Genomic DNA, 16226 nt, shown 5'->3' with positions numbered 1-16226 from the left:
AGTCATGATATCCTCCGCTCCACCTCTTTAATATGCCTGAGCAGCAGAGACGACTGCCTCTTCCCTCTCAAAGCATGTATTGAGCGCAGCCTGTGCGCGATAACCATCTTCAAAATCAGCGACCTTCATATGAGATGGGTATGGATCAGTATTCACCCAATGCATCAGCTGATCACGGAATGTATCGGACCATCCGTAAAATTCATTTGGCGGATCTGTCAGCAAAGTTTGCGGCATTTGATGACGTTCCACACACAATCCATCACTGATCTCATATTCGTTTTTCATGTTCGTATGGTATTTGAATACCTTGTCATGACCAACGACTTCTACACTAAATCCACATTCCTCAGGCTGCGTGCTTTTGGATGTCACCAAATGAAAGAACACTTGATTCTCCATCTGCCCGAAAATTTCGGTATGATCATCCACCTGAACCTTTTTCTCTTCTTTTTCCTTTACATGTGTCAGCATCTTGGTGTTAAGTGATTCTTTCTTCATTTCACTGCCAAATAAGTACCACAGCATATCAATTAAATGAATGCCAAGATCCCCTAGTGCACCGCTCGTACGCAGACTTTCGCCGCTGTCTCTCCATGAAAACGTCTTTCTTCTAAGGGCACTGTTTTTCTTAAAATGAGTTCTGACGGTTAAAATGCGGCCTAATTCACCGTTGGCAATCAAGTTTTTCAATATATTCACAAAGGATAAATAACGATAGTTAAAGCCCATACTGGCTTGAACTTGGAACTGTTTGGCTGTCTCCACCATTTCTTTCGCTTCCTTCAGCGACACAGCCATCGGTTTTTCACATAAAATCGGCTGTCCTGCTCTTAGAGATTGAAGGGCATGGTCCTTGTGACAAAAATTAGGGGATGCAATGATCAATCCATCAGATGCATCTGCCAGTGTCTCGATACTTGAATACACACGTCCGCCGTACTGTTTAATGAATCCCTGTGCGACCGACTCATGCAAATCATAGACACCGGATAATTCTGCACCCTTGATCGTTGATAATGCTCTTGCATGTGCTTTTGCAATATTCCCTGCTCCAACAATTCCAATTTTCTTCATGAATGTGCCTCCTCATGTTTATACATCACTGTTTTCAGTGTTTCATAGATTCCTTTTGTATACCCATGATGACAAATTTGGTGATGGTGCCGTTTGGCTTCGGCTGTCGCATTTTGGACAAGGAAACCGTGTGTGACAGATTGAAGCATCCGCAAATCGTTTCCACTATCACCAAAGGCAAAGCCTTGGTCTTTTGATAAATCATATTGGTTCAGCATAAAGCGGACAATTTCATCCTTCCCTGTTCCGACTGGTAAAAAATCGACATCATAGCAATCCGCAGGATCTCCTGCAAGCGGGTTGCATTTGTTGATGTTGACCGCCACGCCACGCTCTTTAGCCAGTGTTTGGATAAATGATAGATGATGAAGATCCGTCCGTTCATCCTGCTCCTGATAATAGAAATTCTTTTTATACCCTGAACTGCCCAGCTGCGTTTGCGGCCTAAGGGAAATACCCTTTTCTCGGATGGTTTCCAGGATGTCTTCGATTTTTTCATCTGAAAAGCCCTGTGCATCCAGCCGCTTCATCCACTCTGCATCTGGCTGTCCAAAACGGGCATCTGACGTATATACAATCTCAGTCCCTAAATTAGACGCAATGAAATGCGGGAATTGATGAAACCCGCCTTTTTCCATTTTGCTCGTGACGGAAGCGAGGCTGCTTCCCGTCACCCAGCCCAGCAAGAGCTGTCCTGCTTCACTCTTTTCTGCTACAAAGGCTTCCAGCCGCTTGACATCCTTTCTCTGCTCCTCTGTCATTCCGTGAGAATAATACGTTTCATCAAAATCACAGAAGACGATCCACTGCGGATTCTTCGGCTGATTCAGCAGTTTTTTATTGAATGGAAGACTTGATAACATGATGAACCCCCTCGATGACCTTCTCCTGATCTTGCAGCGGCATTCCTGGATAAAGCGGCAAGTGAAGTAATTGCTGTGCTGCTTTTTCCGTATGTGGAAGTGTCGTTTGTCTATATTTTTGAGAAACAAGATTTGTTTGATGCTGATGGGATAGAACCGGGTAATAGACATCCGTCTCTATGCCCATTTCCAGCAATTTCGCTGCCAGTTCATCTCGTTCTCCCTTCAGCACTCTAATCGGGAATAGATGCCATACATGATCATCTGTCAGCGTCGGGAGCTTCATATATCCTTCATCCTCAAGCGTTTGCAGCTGGTCAATGTATCGCTTGGCTAAGTAAAAACGTTTGAAATTTTGCAGTCCTAAATACTTCATTCGTTCGAGTCCAATCGCTGCCTGCAAATTATCAATTTTCGAATTAAAGCCATAGTCACTGCGTTTGACATTTTTCTTTCCAGCTTCAAAGCCGTGGTAGCTGATCTCCATGCATTTTTCCGCTAAGGCCTCATCATTTGTAGCGATGGCTCCTGCCTTTCCGCAGACCCCAAGGTTTTTGTATGGATTAAAGCTGAGAACAAGTCCATCTCCATAAGCGCCAAGGCCGCTGCTGCCAATCGCCTGACAGCCGTCTTCAATGATTTTCAGCCCATGCTGTTTCGCAATCGTCGAAATCTCCTTCATATCCGCTTGCTTTCCATATAAATGAACCGGTAGAATGCATACCGTTTGATCTGTGATATGCTTCTCTATTTCACTCGGTGAGAGGCAGTAGGTTTCAGGATCAATATCGGCATATACCGGAACAGCCCCAATGGCAAGCACTGCATTTTCTGTTGCAGCAAAGCTATTGGCCGGCAAAATCACCTCATCTCCTGGATGGACGCCTGCTGATATGAGACTGATCATCAGCGCATCTGTTCCACTTGACGTGGCAATGACATATTTTTTCCCTAAGTACTCAGCAATCGCCTTTTCAAACGTCGGAATATATGGCCCTGAAGTAAAACGGCCAGAGCTCAATACTTCCTTCAGCACCTGCATAATATCATCGATTTCATCTTCTGAAATCAATTTGTCAACTGGCAGGAACGGTATCTTTTTTTCCTTATTTTGTTTATAATGGAAGAGAATTTTTTCCAAACCTGTGCGCTCTATATCTTGCTCAAGGAACGACACCAGCTTTTCATTTGCTCGATGCTTTTCAACTGAATCGGCCTTAACTTGAACACCTTGATTGATCATATCCAGCAAAGGAAGATAATCCTTGCTTTTACCTGATATCTTCGTCAATATTTGCATTCCATTCCCTCCAATTAATCAATTCCTTCTGTTAATATTTAACTTGTTTCACATTGTAAATGATGTTATCGATTTCAGAACAATAACTTTGTGTAAAGGATTTGTTAATATGTGTACAATTTATGAAATTGCCAAACGCTGCGGGGTTTCAACCACCACCGTTTCCAGAGTGCTAAACCATCACCCATATGTGTCAGAAGAAAAACGGCAGCTCATTTTACAGGTGATGAAAGAAATGGAATATACACCGAGTTCAGCAGCCCGCACACTAAGGTCACATCAGACAAAAACCATTGCTGTGTCTGTTCCAGCTGTGGACCATCCTTTTTTTGCACAATTGATTAAAGGCATTTCAAAGGAAGCACTGGATCAAGGATATAAAGCCATCGTGCTCCAGACGTTTTATCAAGAAGCATTAGAGCTTGAAGGGCTTCAATTATTAAAAAGAAAAGAAGTAGATGGAGTCATATTGGGGGCATTAGAAAATCAGTGGGAAAAGATCGAGCCATTTTTAACGAACGGCCCCATTGTCATGGCAAATGAATTTCACCAAACAGCAAACATCCCGATTATCGGATACGATGAACGGGAAGCCGCCTATAAAGCGGTGGACTATTTGATTCAGTCGGGGCGAAAATCGATTGGGTTTTGCTTTGATACAGAAAGCAGTGAAGCACAGAAGCAAAGAAGACAGGGCTATCTTGATGCACTCTCTGCTCATGGTTTGCCGCTGCAGGATGATTGGCTGTTTGGAGAGGCTTTTACCATTGAAGACGGCTTTCGCTTAATGGAGGTCATCCATCACATGAAGGAAGCACCTGATGCCATTTTCACCGGCAATGATCAAGTCGCAGCAGGACTCATTAAACAGGCCATTTCATATGGCTATCAAATCCCCAGGGATCTAGCGGTCATCGGCTATGACAACCAAGACATATGTGAAGTGACAGCTCCAACGATCACCACGATTGACATACCGATCGTTGAGCTTGGCCAGCGGTCTGTACAGCAAATGATCGCACTCCTGCAAGACCAAAAACCAGTACAGCGCGAACATATCCAGCTGCCTACCCGGCTCGTGACAAGAGAATCTACATAATGAAAAAGACTGAGAGAGATCTCAGTCTCAGCTTGTAGACAAAGTCTACAAGCTTTTTTGTATAATAAGGATATTAACATTTCTGTGGGGGATGAACATGTTATCGAAACGTGAAGAAGAAAGAAGAAATCAATTAGAAGTAGTGGCATTAGATGAATTAGTGCCTGAAGATCATCTTGTACGGAAAATAGATCAAGCAATCGATTTTGACTTCGTTTATGATCTTGTCAAAGATCATTATAGTTCCGACAATGGCAGACCAAGTGTGGACCCCGTTGTTCTCATTAAAATGGTTTTGATCCAATATCTATTTGGCATTCGCTCCATGCGTCAAACGATTAAAGAAATTGAAACCAATGTGGCTTATCGTTGGTTTATTGGGTATGGATTTTCGGAGAAAATTCCGCACTTTTCTACCTTCGGTAAAAACTACGTGAGACGTTTTCACGATACAGATTTATTCGAACAAATTTTTTATCGAATCTTAAGAGAAGCGATGAAAAAAGGCCTCGTTGACCCTTCTGTCGCCTTCATTGATTCAACACATGTCAAAGCGAATGCCAATAAGAAAAAACTTGAAAAGAAAATCGTTCGAGTTGAGACGAGAAGTTATCAAAATCAGCTTCATGAGGAAATTAATATTGATCGTGAAGAACATGGAAAAAAGCCTTTACCCCTTCAGAATAAAGAAGAAATAAAAGAAATCAAGGTCAGTACAACTGACCCAGAGAGTGGCTACTATGTAAAGGATGAACGTGAAAAGTCATTTGCTTATTCATTTCATACAGCTTGTGATTCAAAAGGATTTATTCTAGGATCACTGGTCACAGGTGGCAATGTTCATGATAGTCGTATGTTAGATTCACTCGTATCAAAGGTGACAGAGAAAATCGGAAAACCAAATGTAGTCGCAGTAGATGCTGGATATAAAACACCTTACATCGCTAAGTTTTTAATGGATCAAGAGATAAGACCAGTCATGCCTTACACTCGTCCAAAAACAAAAGCTGGTTATTTGAAAAAGAATGAATACGTGTATGATGCATATTTTGATTGTTACATTTGCCCCAACGGGCAAATTCTCTCCTATCGTACAACGACTAGAGAAGGCTATAAGCAATATGCGTCCGACTCAGAAGTATGTAAGTCCTGCTCGTTTTTAGATAACTGTACACAAAGTCAAAATCATACCAAACAAATTCATCGGCATATTTGGCAGGATTACCTAGATGAAGCAGACAACCTAAGACTCACTGAAATAAATAAGAGCATCTATGCAAAACGGAAAGAAACAATTGAACGCGTTTTTGCGGATGCCAAAGAAAAGCATGGTATGCGTTGGACGAAACTTCGAGGACTAAAAAAAGTTTCAATGCAAGCGATGCTTACTTTCGCTGCCATGAACCTTAAAAAGCTAGCAAACTGGACATGGAAAGGACCATGTCCAGCGTAAAACACATGATATTTTTATCAAAAAATGTGAAAACCCCACTTTTACTTTAAGTAAAGGAGGGGTTTGTCTACGGTCTGAGACTGAGAGAGATCTCAGTCTTTTTTATATCTATCTATCAACCTATACAAATTGAGCAAGAATGAATGTCCATATACATACAATGCCGAGCAGAATGAAGCTGTACTTCACAGTCTTTTTGAAGAGCTCAGATTCTTTCCCTGTTTCTCCAACAGCTGCTGTAGCGATAGCGATAGATTGTGGAGAAATTAATTTCGCCATCACACCACCGGTCGTATTCGCCCCAATTAACAAACCTGCCTGTGAACCGATTTGAGAAGCAGTGACCGCTTGAAGGTTACCGAATAAGGCGTTGTTACTCACGACAGACCCCGTAATAAACACGCCGATCCAGCCAAGCACCGGGCTGACAAGAGGGAACAAATCGCCCGTTTTGGCAAGAGCAAGTCCAATCGCTGAACTTAGTCCAGCAAAGTTCGCAAGGTTGGCAAAGCCCATAACAAAACAAATAGTAAGAACAGGAACCCAAAGCTCTTTCACCGCTGCTTTTAAGCAGACAGCGCCTTCTGTTAATGTAATATGTCTGCTAAACAGCCCTGTCAGCATGACCGCAATCAGAATGGCTGTCCCTGTTGCACTGATGACATCAATTTTAAAGATCGCATCAATAGGTGTTTCCGTTTGTGCAATTGGTGGTAATTTCACAATTTGCTGATGTAAAAACGGCATTTTCACTAAAATGGTCGTCCAGTTAAGCGGTCCTCCTACAGCAAACAATGCTTTAAATGCCGGCAGACTCCATACCGTAATAACCGCAGTTAAAATATAGAACGGAGACCATGCTTTCAGGATTTCAACGCCGCGATACGTTTGTTTCTGTTCAATTTCTGGCGCTCCTTCTTCACGATAAATGTGTTTTGGCTGCCATTTCCGAAGAAATAAAGCCAAAATTCCCATACTTGCCAAGGCAGAAATAATATTGGCAAGCTCAGGACCCATCGTCACCATTGTGACAGCTTGCAAAATGGCATAGGTTCCACTCACAACAAGCAAGGCTGGCAGAGTTTCTTTGATTCCTTTGAATCCATCTACAATCAGAATGAGCAGGAACGGAATACAGAATGAAATAAACGGGATCGTATATACAAGGGTTTGAGATAACGCAAGCGGCGTCATATTGCCCATTTGCGCCCCTGTAATCACTGGAATGCCCACAGCACCAAATGCACCAGACGCAGCATTGGCAATTAAGCAGAGCATCGCAGCTTTCAGCGGTTTAAACCCAAGCTCTGTTAAGAGAGCGGCACTGATCGCAATCGGTACACCAAACCCAGCAGCGCCCTCTAAAAATGCGTTAAAGCTAAAACCAATTAATAAGAGCTGAAGACGTTGATCTTGAGAGATTCCTGCAATACTAGATCGAATGACATCAAATTTACCAGATTTCACGGCAATTTTATAGAGCCATACCGCCATAATGACGATATATCCAATCGGCCACAGCCCATTAGATATACCGAGCAGCACAGCAGATAATGCCTTTTCAACTGGCATATGAAAGAAGAAAACAGCTGTTACAAAACTAACGATTAAGGTAAAACAAGCGGCTAAGACACCTTTTAGCTTAAAAACGGTTAATGCAAGAAGGAAAAACAAGATTGGGAGCATTGCCACCAATGCACTGACGAATTCATTACCAAACGGATCATATATTTGCTGCCACATAGTGATTCATCCTTTTCTGCTCAGATAGGTTGCTTTTGATTGATTAAAAATGAGGAGCCAAAATCTCTTTTAACACATTCACACTGTGTGCAAATTTTTCTTTCTCCGTATCGTTCAGTGCGAGCTCCATTACTTCTGTTGCACCATTTCGATTCACAAGAGCTGGTACACCAATGTAGACATCTTCCGCTCCGTACTCTCCATCTAAGTAAGTGCTGACGGTTAAAATGCTGTTTTCATTGTGCAGGATCGCTCTTGTAATGCGGGCTAAACTCATTGCTACGCCGTAATAAGTGGCGCCTTTTTTCTCAATGATTTGGTAAGCAGCATGACGAACATTTTCCATGATTTCATCTAAGTCTTCTTGTTTGTATTGCTCATTTCTCTTCATTAATTCTGTAATCGGTACACTTCCGATATTCGCATGACTCCAAACAGCAAGCTCTGTATCTCCATGCTCGCCAATGATGTAAGCATGCACGTTGTGTGCCGCTGCTTCAAAATATTCACTAAGCATGTATCTAAATCTTGCCGTATCAAGCGTCGTACCACTGCCAATCACTCGTTCTTTTGGAAGTCCACTGAATTTCCAAGTCGCATATGTCAAAATATCCACTGGGTTTGTAGCAACTAAGAAAATACCATCAAATCCACTTTTCATTACGTTTTCTACAATGCCTTTAAATATATTTAAATTTTTCTCAACAAGGTCAAGTCTTGTTTCACCTGGCTTTTGGTTTGCACCAGCACAGATACAGACGATATCTGCATCCTTACAATCCTCATAATCTCCATACCATGTATTCACAGGATGCGGGGCAAATGCTTTTCCGTGGTTTAAATCCATCACGTCACCCATTGCTTTGTCTTGATTCAAATCGATGACAACCAATTCATCTGTGATTGCTTGATTTATTAATGTAAAGGCATAACTGCTGCCGACGAAACCTGCTCCAATAAGGGCTACTTTGTTTACTTTTTCGTTTGTCATTTATCTCATCCTCCTGAGTAAAACTAGGCTGTTTTTCTTATGTGAAGTATTTCACATTCATATTGTGCAACATTTCACAAACTTTTGCAAGGGGACTGCTCAAAAAAAATATGTAGCGAATTTGTGAACACATTTATTGTGCTTTCAAAGCACTGCCTCCATCCATATTTCCACAAGAAAAAAGCTGCCAAACGCTTTTCGGCAGCTTCCTACATACTTTTAATAAGGTCCCCAGTTGATCATGACCCCGATACAAATAAATACAAGACCGATGACAAACCAAATGAGGGCAAGCGGCACCATAAAACGCAGCCATTTTACATAAGGAATACCACTTGCAGCAAGCACAGCCATCAACACACCAGAAGTCGGATTGATACAGTTGACTACCCCTTCGCCAAGCATCACCGCTTCTACAGCTACCTGTCTTGTGATGCCCATTAAATCAGCGAGCGGCGCAAGAATCGGGATAAAGACAACGGCTTCTCCTGATCCTGATGAAATCAAAAAGTGAAGAAGCGCACTCGCAATATACATCCCGATCGCACCAGCGATTGGACTAAAGCCTGTCAGCATACTCGCCAAGCCGTTGACCACTGTATCAAGCAGCTTCCCGTTTTCTAAAATGACCGAAATACAGCGTGCCATCCCAACAATAAGTGCGCCGTATACAAGGCTTTGGCACCCGATAATAAACGTTTTCGCAATATCATTGGCTGCTAAACCGCCGAGCAGTCCAGCAGCGATAGCCATAAAAATGAACACCCCCGCCATTTCCTTATCGGTCCATCCAAGCTGAAGTGCGCCATATAAGAAACCTCCAAGTGACAATCCGCACACTGCTAAAATCAGCTTATGTCTGCCAGTAAATGCAGGCTTGTCCACGGATTCCGCATCGGCGCCGCCAAGCCCCTTAGCAGGAAACCATTGATCGCCAAGAATGCTTCCCTTTTCTTTATTCTTCAGACGTCTTGTATATAAATAGATGTACACAATACTAGAAATAAGAAAACAAAGATAAATAATGACACGCAGGCCAATGCCGGAAAAGATCGGCAGCTCTGCAATCGTTTGTGATAAACCTAATGGAGATGGAGATAAAATCGTTGCGTTAAACCCTGCATAACAGCCGATGTAAATGACAGCCGCTCCTGCCACAGCATCCCATTTCAAGGATCGTGCCACAATGATGCCGATTGGAATAAACCCAATAACAGAGTTCACGACAATTCCGGTCGTTCCAAGGACTGAAAATAATCCCCCAACAATACAAATAAACAATAATTGCTTCGTTTGAAACCGGCTGATAACATGGTGAATCATCCCGTTAATAGCACCTGTCTTCTCCAAAATGGCAATGGTTCCGCCCGTAAATAGAATCAGAAAAATAATAGAAGAGGACCCTACCATTCCTTCTTGTATCGCTGTAAAAAATCCAACTGGACTCACTGGTGATTGATCAATGCGGTGATAACTGCCAGGAACGGCTGTTGTGATCTCCCCAGATGTCTTTCGGTCAAACTCACCCGCTGGTACAAAATATGTTGCTATTGTACAAATCAGTGCAATCATAAATAAGAGAACATACGCATCCGGCATTTGAAGTTTTCGTTTTTGTTTCTCTGGTGCTGATACTGTCGCTGTTTTCATGTGTCAAAACCCCTTTGTCCTGATCGGAATTTCACTTAATTTTCAGAATAATCAAATGATGTGTTATATTATAAACACTGTTGATATTTAAGAGCAATATTATTTCATTAAAATAATGTTTTGGCAGATTATCTGTCAGCAAGGAGGCTTCTCATGACAACTTTGACAAACGAAATGAAACAAACCGTGACAGACATCTTTGAATACTTGCATGCCCACCCAGAAATCAGCTGGGAAGAAACAGAAACGACCGCTTATATTGAAGATATATTGAAAAAATTGGGCTGCAAAACTCAAACATTTGACGACTGTACAGGGGTGATTGGTGAAATTGGAGAAGGCGCACCAGTGGTCGCTGTGAGAGCCGATATTGATGCACTTTGGCAGGAAGTAGATGGTGAGTTTCAAGCCAATCATTCATGTGGCCACGATGCACACATGACAATGGCTCTTGGCACCTTCATGGCATTAAAAGAAAAAGAACGCCCGAACGGCACGATCCGTTTCATCTTTCAGCCTGCTGAGGAAAGAGGCGGCGGTGCGCTGAAAATGATTGAAAAAGGTGTGCTCGCAGATGTCGATTACTTATATGGCGTACATGTGCGCCCAATTCAAGAAACATTAAACGGACGCTGCGCGCCTGCTATTTTGCACGGATCAAGTAATCATTACGTCGGCACCATTATTGGCGAGGAAGCGCACGGCGCACGTCCTCACCTTGGCGTCAACGTAATAGAAGTGGCTTCAACCCTCGTGCAGAGACTCGCGCATATCCATGTCGATCCAAGAGTCGCGCATTCTGTCAAAATGACCAATTTACATGCTGGCGGGGGCAGCTCAAACATCATCCCAGGGAAAGCTTCTTTTACATTAGATGTACGGGCGCAAACAAACGAAGTAATGGATGAGCTAGAAAAAGAAATTGAAAGAGCGGTTCATTCTGTAGCGGATGCCTTTGGCGCTTCCATTACACTTTCAACAGACCATCGTCTGCCTGCCGCCACCTTAAATGAGGAAGCTGTCCAGATCATGTCTCATGCAATTGAACAGGTTTTAGGCAAAGAGCAGCTTGATCCCCCGATCGTCACAACAGGTGGAGAGGACTTTCACTTTTATGCAGCAAAGCTTCCGCATATCAAATCCACGATGCTCGGTTTAGGCTGTGATTTAAAGCCTGGTCTTCATCATCCGTATATGACCTTCGACCGCTCGGCAATCTTTACCGGCATTGAGATTTTGACCGAAGCTGTCTATCAAACACTCCAGCAGCATTCATCATAAATGAAAAAACCACCCGCCTTCTCTTGAGGGCGGGTGGTCTGCTTTATATTACGCATTCAGATCTGCCATGGCTGGAACATTGATTTCTTTCACGCAAGATACCCTTGATAAATGAATCACACATCTGGCAAGCTCCACAATATCCTGGACAGGGATTCTCGTTTCATCATATAGAGTGATGGCCTTTTCGGCTCCATCCTCATACGGAACCTCCGCCGCCAGCTCTCCTGGATTGATACAGGTGACGGATATTTTATCTTTCCTCACATGCTCTCTCAGTGCATTCACAATTCCGCGCAGGCCAAATTTAGATGCAGCAAACGAGACCTGAGGCAGGTTTGTATGGTCGAGTCCGGCCGTTGATCCAATCACGATGATTTTCCCATTCTCTGATTTCCTTACGTGCGGAAGCAGTGCCTGGATGTATGTAATGGTTGAGGTGACATTCACATTGATTAAATGTGCAATATCCTCTGGCTGATCGTGATCAAAGGAATAATCGTCTTCAAAGCCTCGTTTTTCCCATAAACCGACGTTATAGATGAGTACATCAATCGTCTTGTTCTCAAGTGCTTCAAGCATATCAGGGATATGCGTTTGGCTTGATAAGTCGATTTTCAGCCAAATTCTATGTACACCGCCATCTATGTTCAAACTGCTTGGTTCACTTCGCGATACAATCCAAACTGTATCTCCACTTGAAGGAAGACCCTTTACAAAAGCATCTCCTAATCCTTGACTTGCACCAAATATGATATAGTTTTTACTCATAGCTCCTCCTTCTATGGCACAGTTACTGTAAGCGTTTTATACCTATATCATACAGATTCTAAGAGACCGGCGCCCCTTTTATGCTCGTCTTCACTTATTGATTGGCGCGGCTACTGAATTTCCTTTAATTCCACTGGTAATGCACGTGCCTCTATAAAGCTTTTGATCATTTCTGTAAAAAGTTCTTTCTTTTCAAAAGTAAATGTATGTCCAATACTGGGAACAACGACGCCTGTTGCCTTCGGATGTGAATTCGTTATTTTTTTTGCTGACCGTTTCATGATGCCTTTTTCTTTTTCTCCCACTGTGACAAGAATGCGTGCCTTCGCTTGTTGAAACGTGTCAGGGAGCTTGTAATGGAGGTTTTCTTGAAACATCGTAAGAAGGGTTTTCTTTTGCAGATGTTTCGATTCCGCCGCATAATGATGCAGTACATGTTGCGAGAGCCCCATCTTTTCGGCTTGAAGCTGGATAAACCAATCTTTCTTTAATAATGGGTACGTCAGTGGCAAGAGGGGTCTCACCATGAAATGGAGCCATGGCAAAGGTAACACAAGGGCGCTATTGATGATTGCTATGTCTACGATATCTGGCTCTCTTGCTAACACATCAACGGCAATCTGCGCACCTAAAGAGAATCCTATCAGAATCACTTGACGGCCTTTCGCGTTTTCCTTGATCCATGAGATGACTTCTTGGGTGCTTTCATTCATTGAAAATATCTGTTCTTTTGCTCTTGTCCCGTGTCCAATGAGATCAGGCGCAAAGCATTCATACGTGTCCTTCAATATTTCAATCTGCTCCTGCCACATCCAGCTGCTTACTCCTCCACCATGCAGGAAAATCATGATTGACTTATCCATCGCCCGACAACTCCATCCTTCAATATAAGAAAAAAGCAGCCGCTTTTTGAGCAGACTGCTTTTTCAACATGCTCCCTTCTATTATAAGGGAACCACTACATCATTGACTATTTTTTCAAATCTTCAATGGAGTTTACGTTCTTCATATATGTCGGGACAACTAGCCCCATTCGAAGACCTTTCATACTTGTGCCAAGGTCATCATATTTTCCTTTAAACTTCGCTGCATACGTTTTATGCGTATTTGGCAGCCAAGCAGATAATGTTGCATCCGCACTTCCGGTTGCAATTGCTGTCCACATTGGACCTGCTTCAACCTGAGTCAAAGTTACTTTAAACCCGAGTTCACGCAATACTTCTGCTGCAACATTGGTACTTGCAATCTCACTATCCCATGCAACGTAGGCAAGATTGACTTTATCACCATTTGACTTTTTCACGCCTTTTGTCCATTTCGCTACTTGGTCTTTATGTTTTTTCACATATTTTACGGCGGCATCCTTTGGTTTCACACCATCTTGGATATCAATCATGACTTCGCCCATGTCATCTTGAGACCACTTAAACTGACTAAGCATTTTGGCTGCTTCCGGCTGATCCTTTGCAAATCCTTTACGTGAGATCGTATGAATTTCTTCCGCTTCACCATAAGATTTTTTTGGATCATCTAAATATTTTAAATCATAGCGGGAAAACATCCAGTGTGGATTCCAGCCAGTGATGATGATTGGCTTTTTACGGTCGTAAGATTTTTTGAGCGTTGCCGTCATAGCTGCACTTGATGCAGACACAACCGTCCAATCCTCTAAGCCGTAATCCTTTTTCGCTTGATCTGTCAGTGCCATAATCCCAGAACCAGGATCGATTCCGATAATGGTTTTATTCACCTGCTGTGCCGCACTCGCATTTGAATCTGTCTGCGCACCGCAAGCGGCTAGTAAAAAGACAAGCAGGGCGGTCATCCCAATGTAGAGAGACTTTTTCCACATTAAGCATTCCCCCTGGATTTTTTCGTTTTAATGTTTTGGGTAATACGGTCAAGTGTAATCGCCACAATCACAATGGCAATACCTGCTTCAAAACCAATACCTGTTTTCAGCTGCGTTACCGCACTATATACTTCTGAACCAAGTCCTGGTGCACCTACCATTGCCGCAATAACGACCATTGATAGAGCCAGCATGATACTTTGGTTAATACCAGCTAAGATGGTTTTTGTTGCAAGTGGAAGCTGAACTTTGAATAAACGCTGGAATGTCGTTGAACCAAATGCTTCGGTAGCTTCAATTAAATCAGCCGGTACTTGTTTAATACCGAGAATAGTCATACGAATCGTTGGCGGCATGGAGAAAATAACCGATGCCACAACCCCAGGAACAACCCCAATATTAAAGAAGAAGATCGCTGGTAATAGATAAACGAATGCAGGCATTGTCTGCATTAAATCTAAAATAGGTGTCACAATTTTACGCACAGTTTCCTTCTGTGATGCCCAAATACCGATCGGAACCCCGATCACGATGGAAATGACCACAGCGGTCAAAACGAGCGCAAGTGTTTGAAGCATTGGATGCCAGTAGCCTAAATAGTCAATCAGTAAAAATCCAATAAGTGTGAAAAGAGCAACTCCTCTTGTACTGATCCACCAAGCAATGCCGGCAAAGATAATGGTTAAAATAATGGATGGAATGACGCCAAGTGCTGCCACAATCCCATTTACTGTTCCTGCTAATCCATTTGTGATGCCATCAAAGAAACCACCAAACGTTAATGTTAACCAGTCAACAAATTGATCGATATATTCCGCGAACGGAATTCTAGGTAAATCACTCATACTAAACATCTTATTCTACCTCCTGTGCAGAAGGCTCTTGTGCTTTAATTTCTTCTAGCTTGTTAGAAGACATGTTGATATACTCATCATTTCCTGATAATGCACCAATCAATGCACCTCTGACCACAATGCCTTTCATTCTGTTTTTCTCATCAACAACGGCAATCGGAATGTTCGCATCAGACACCGCATCAAAGATCTCTGTCAAATACGTAGATTCCAACACTGTCGTAAATTCTTTATCGAGCACCGTTTCAAGCGACGCTCCCGTTTCTGCTGCCTTTTTCGCTGCTTGGGCAGAAATGACACCTAATAAATGCTTTTTCTTATCTACTGCATAGATAGACGAAATCCCAAGGTTTTTCATGAGCGTAAGTGCAACACGTGCCCCTTTATCGATCTGAACTGTTTCTGCACGTTTCATAATATGACCAGCGGTTAATACTTTAGAAAGGTCAACATCTTCAACGAATCGTTCAACATATTCATTCGATGGGTTCATCAGAATTTCTTCTGGTGTTCCGATTTGAACGATATTTCCGTCCTTCATGAGTACAATGCGGTCACCAATACGAAGCGCCTCATCTAAATCATGGGTAATGAAAATGATCGTTTTTCCTACAGATGTATGAAGCTCAAGCAATTCATCCTGCATATCTTTACGAATTAATGGATCTAGTGCGCTGAATGCTTCATCCATTAATAAAATGTCAGGGTCATTTGCTAACGCACGTGCCAATCCAACACGCTGCTGCATACCACCACTTAATTGATTTGGATATTGCTCTTCAAAGCCTTCAAGTCCAACAAGCTTTAAAGATTCAAGCGCTTTTGGTCTGCGCTCTTCTTTATCTACACCTTGCAATTCAAGACCATACTCTGTGTTCTCAAGAATTGTACGGTGCGGGAACAATGCGAAGTTTTGGAAAACCATGCTGATCTTTTTCCGTCTGACTTCACGCAATTGATCCTTTGACATATTTGTTATCATATCCCCATCAATATATATTTCACCGGAGGTTGGTTCGATTAACCTGTTTAGCATCCGCACAAGTGTGGACTTTCCGCTCCCTGATAGCCCCATGATGACAAATATCTCGCCGTCATATACATCAAAATTTGCTCGATTGACACCAACAGTTGCGCCGGTCTCTTTTAGGATTTCTCTTTTTGTTTTCCCTTTTTCAAGCATTTGAGATGCTTTTTTAGCATTTTTACCGAAAATTTTAGATACATTATTTATCTTGATTTTGATATTTCTCTCTTCAGAATTCATATTTTCCCTCCAAATTAGCATCTTT

At 42.5% G+C, this 16226-nt stretch carries 14 protein-coding genes; 3 read left to right on the top strand and 11 right to left on the bottom strand.

Annotated features, from left to right (window positions below; translation table 11 throughout):
• Window positions 1-27 precede the first annotated feature (27 nt).
• Genes M1D81_RS01700 through M1D81_RS01690 form a run of 3 tightly spaced genes read right to left on the bottom strand, consistent with a single transcriptional unit; the run spans window position 28 to window position 3240 of the window.
• Window positions 28-1077 (bottom strand): Gfo/Idh/MocA family protein, encoded by a 1050-nt coding sequence (locus M1D81_RS01700; protein WP_456265826.1) that lies wholly within the window; start codon window positions 1075-1077, stop codon window positions 28-30.
• A complete protein-coding gene (locus M1D81_RS01695; RefSeq protein WP_456265827.1) occupies window positions 1074-1940 on the bottom strand; it encodes an HAD-IIB family hydrolase in 867 nt (288 codons plus the stop codon). The genes M1D81_RS01700 and M1D81_RS01695 overlap by 4 nt, the downstream gene beginning before the upstream one ends.
• Window positions 1915-3240 (bottom strand): DegT/DnrJ/EryC1/StrS family aminotransferase, encoded by a 1326-nt coding sequence (locus tag M1D81_RS01690; protein WP_456265828.1) that lies wholly within the window; start codon window positions 3238-3240, stop codon window positions 1915-1917. Before M1D81_RS01690 ends, M1D81_RS01695 begins: the two co-directional genes overlap by 26 nt.
• A gap of 109 nt (window positions 3241-3349) precedes the next feature.
• Between M1D81_RS01690 and M1D81_RS01685 the strand changes: the two genes are divergently transcribed.
• Window positions 3350-4339 (top strand): LacI family DNA-binding transcriptional regulator, encoded by a 990-nt coding sequence (locus M1D81_RS01685; protein WP_456265829.1) that lies wholly within the window; start codon window positions 3350-3352, stop codon window positions 4337-4339.
• A gap of 97 nt (window positions 4340-4436) precedes the next feature.
• On the top strand, window positions 4437-5792 hold the full coding sequence (locus tag M1D81_RS01680; protein ID WP_456265168.1) for an IS1182-like element ISBpu1 family transposase: 1356 nt from the start codon (window positions 4437-4439) through the stop codon (window positions 5790-5792).
• Between the two features lie 120 nt (window positions 5793-5912).
• On the opposite strand, the gene M1D81_RS01675 is transcribed toward M1D81_RS01680, so the two are convergent.
• The 3 genes from M1D81_RS01675 to M1D81_RS01665 form a co-directional block, all read right to left on the bottom strand.
• Window positions 5913-7535, bottom strand: a complete 1623-nt coding sequence (locus M1D81_RS01675; protein ID WP_456265830.1) for an L-lactate permease — start codon at window positions 7533-7535, stop codon at window positions 5913-5915.
• 43 nt (window positions 7536-7578) lie between these two features.
• Window positions 7579-8526: an L-lactate dehydrogenase gene (locus M1D81_RS01670; RefSeq protein ID WP_024424343.1), complete on the bottom strand. Its 948-nt coding sequence runs from the start codon at window positions 8524-8526 to the stop codon at window positions 7579-7581.
• A gap of 219 nt (window positions 8527-8745) precedes the next feature.
• Window positions 8746-10176 (bottom strand): YfcC family protein, encoded by a 1431-nt coding sequence (locus M1D81_RS01665; protein WP_024424344.1) that lies wholly within the window; start codon window positions 10174-10176, stop codon window positions 8746-8748.
• Window positions 10177-10329: 153 nt separating this feature from the next.
• On the opposite strand from M1D81_RS01665, the gene M1D81_RS01660 reads away from it, so the two are divergent.
• Window positions 10330-11457 (top strand): M20 peptidase aminoacylase family protein, encoded by a 1128-nt coding sequence (locus M1D81_RS01660; protein ID WP_456265831.1) that lies wholly within the window; start codon window positions 10330-10332, stop codon window positions 11455-11457.
• Between the two features lie 48 nt (window positions 11458-11505).
• On the opposite strand, the gene M1D81_RS01655 is transcribed toward M1D81_RS01660, so the two are convergent.
• The 5 genes from M1D81_RS01655 to opuAA form a co-directional block, all read right to left on the bottom strand.
• Window positions 11506-12228 carry an SDR family NAD(P)-dependent oxidoreductase gene (locus tag M1D81_RS01655; RefSeq protein WP_456265832.1) on the bottom strand — a complete coding sequence of 241 codons (723 nt, stop codon included), beginning with the start codon at window positions 12226-12228 and terminating at the stop codon, window positions 11506-11508.
• A 110-nt stretch (window positions 12229-12338) separates the two neighbouring features.
• Complete coding sequence (locus M1D81_RS01650) at window positions 12339-13091, bottom strand: alpha/beta fold hydrolase (protein WP_456265833.1); 753 nt, start codon at window positions 13089-13091, stop codon at window positions 12339-12341.
• A gap of 107 nt (window positions 13092-13198) precedes the next feature.
• Entirely contained in the window at window positions 13199-14080 is an 882-nt protein-coding gene (locus M1D81_RS01645) for a glycine betaine ABC transporter substrate-binding protein (protein WP_456265834.1), read from the bottom strand.
• Window positions 14080-14925 (bottom strand): glycine/proline betaine ABC transporter permease subunit OpuAB, encoded by an 846-nt coding sequence (gene opuAB / locus M1D81_RS01640; RefSeq protein ID WP_456267171.1) that lies wholly within the window; start codon window positions 14923-14925, stop codon window positions 14080-14082. Before opuAB ends, M1D81_RS01645 begins: the two co-directional genes overlap by 1 nt.
• Before the next feature lie 10 nt (window positions 14926-14935).
• Complete coding sequence (gene opuAA, locus M1D81_RS01635; RefSeq protein WP_024424349.1) at window positions 14936-16201, bottom strand: glycine/proline betaine ABC transporter ATP-binding protein OpuAA; 1266 nt, start codon at window positions 16199-16201, stop codon at window positions 14936-14938.
• Between the last annotated feature and the right edge of the window lie 25 nt (window positions 16202-16226).

The organism is Bacillus sp. JZ105, assembly GCF_053903125.1.
This window is presented reverse-complemented; position numbering and strand designations above follow the sequence as displayed.

Excerpts from the sequence above, each read along its gene's own strand:
- M1D81_RS01700 (WP_456265826.1), bottom strand. The coding sequence starts at position 1,077 with ATGAAGAAAATTGGAATTGTTGGAGCAGGGAATATTGCAAAAGCACAT.
- M1D81_RS01695 (WP_456265827.1), bottom strand. The coding sequence starts at position 1,940 with ATGTTATCAAGTCTTCCATTCAATAAAAAACTGCTGAATCAGCCGAAG.
- M1D81_RS01690 (WP_456265828.1), bottom strand. The coding sequence starts at position 3,240 with ATGCAAATATTGACGAAGATATCAGGTAAAAGCAAGGATTATCTTCCT.
- M1D81_RS01685 (WP_456265829.1), top strand. The coding sequence starts at position 3,350 with ATGTGTACAATTTATGAAATTGCCAAACGCTGCGGGGTTTCAACCACC.
- M1D81_RS01680 (WP_456265168.1), top strand. The coding sequence starts at position 4,437 with ATGTTATCGAAACGTGAAGAAGAAAGAAGAAATCAATTAGAAGTAGTG.
- M1D81_RS01675 (WP_456265830.1), bottom strand. The coding sequence starts at position 7,535 with ATGTGGCAGCAAATATATGATCCGTTTGGTAATGAATTCGTCAGTGCA.
- M1D81_RS01670 (WP_024424343.1), bottom strand. The coding sequence starts at position 8,526 with ATGACAAACGAAAAAGTAAACAAAGTAGCCCTTATTGGAGCAGGTTTC.
- M1D81_RS01665 (WP_024424344.1), bottom strand. The coding sequence starts at position 10,176 with ATGAAAACAGCGACAGTATCAGCACCAGAGAAACAAAAACGAAAACTT.
- M1D81_RS01660 (WP_456265831.1), top strand. The coding sequence starts at position 10,330 with ATGACAACTTTGACAAACGAAATGAAACAAACCGTGACAGACATCTTT.
- M1D81_RS01655 (WP_456265832.1), bottom strand. The coding sequence starts at position 12,228 with ATGAGTAAAAACTATATCATATTTGGTGCAAGTCAAGGATTAGGAGAT.
- M1D81_RS01650 (WP_456265833.1), bottom strand. The coding sequence starts at position 13,091 with ATGGATAAGTCAATCATGATTTTCCTGCATGGTGGAGGAGTAAGCAGC.
- M1D81_RS01645 (WP_456265834.1), bottom strand. The coding sequence starts at position 14,080 with ATGTGGAAAAAGTCTCTCTACATTGGGATGACCGCCCTGCTTGTCTTT.
- opuAB (WP_456267171.1), bottom strand. The coding sequence starts at position 14,925 with ATGAGTGATTTACCTAGAATTCCGTTCGCGGAATATATCGATCAATTT.
- opuAA (WP_024424349.1), bottom strand. The coding sequence starts at position 16,201 with ATGAATTCTGAAGAGAGAAATATCAAAATCAAGATAAATAATGTATCT.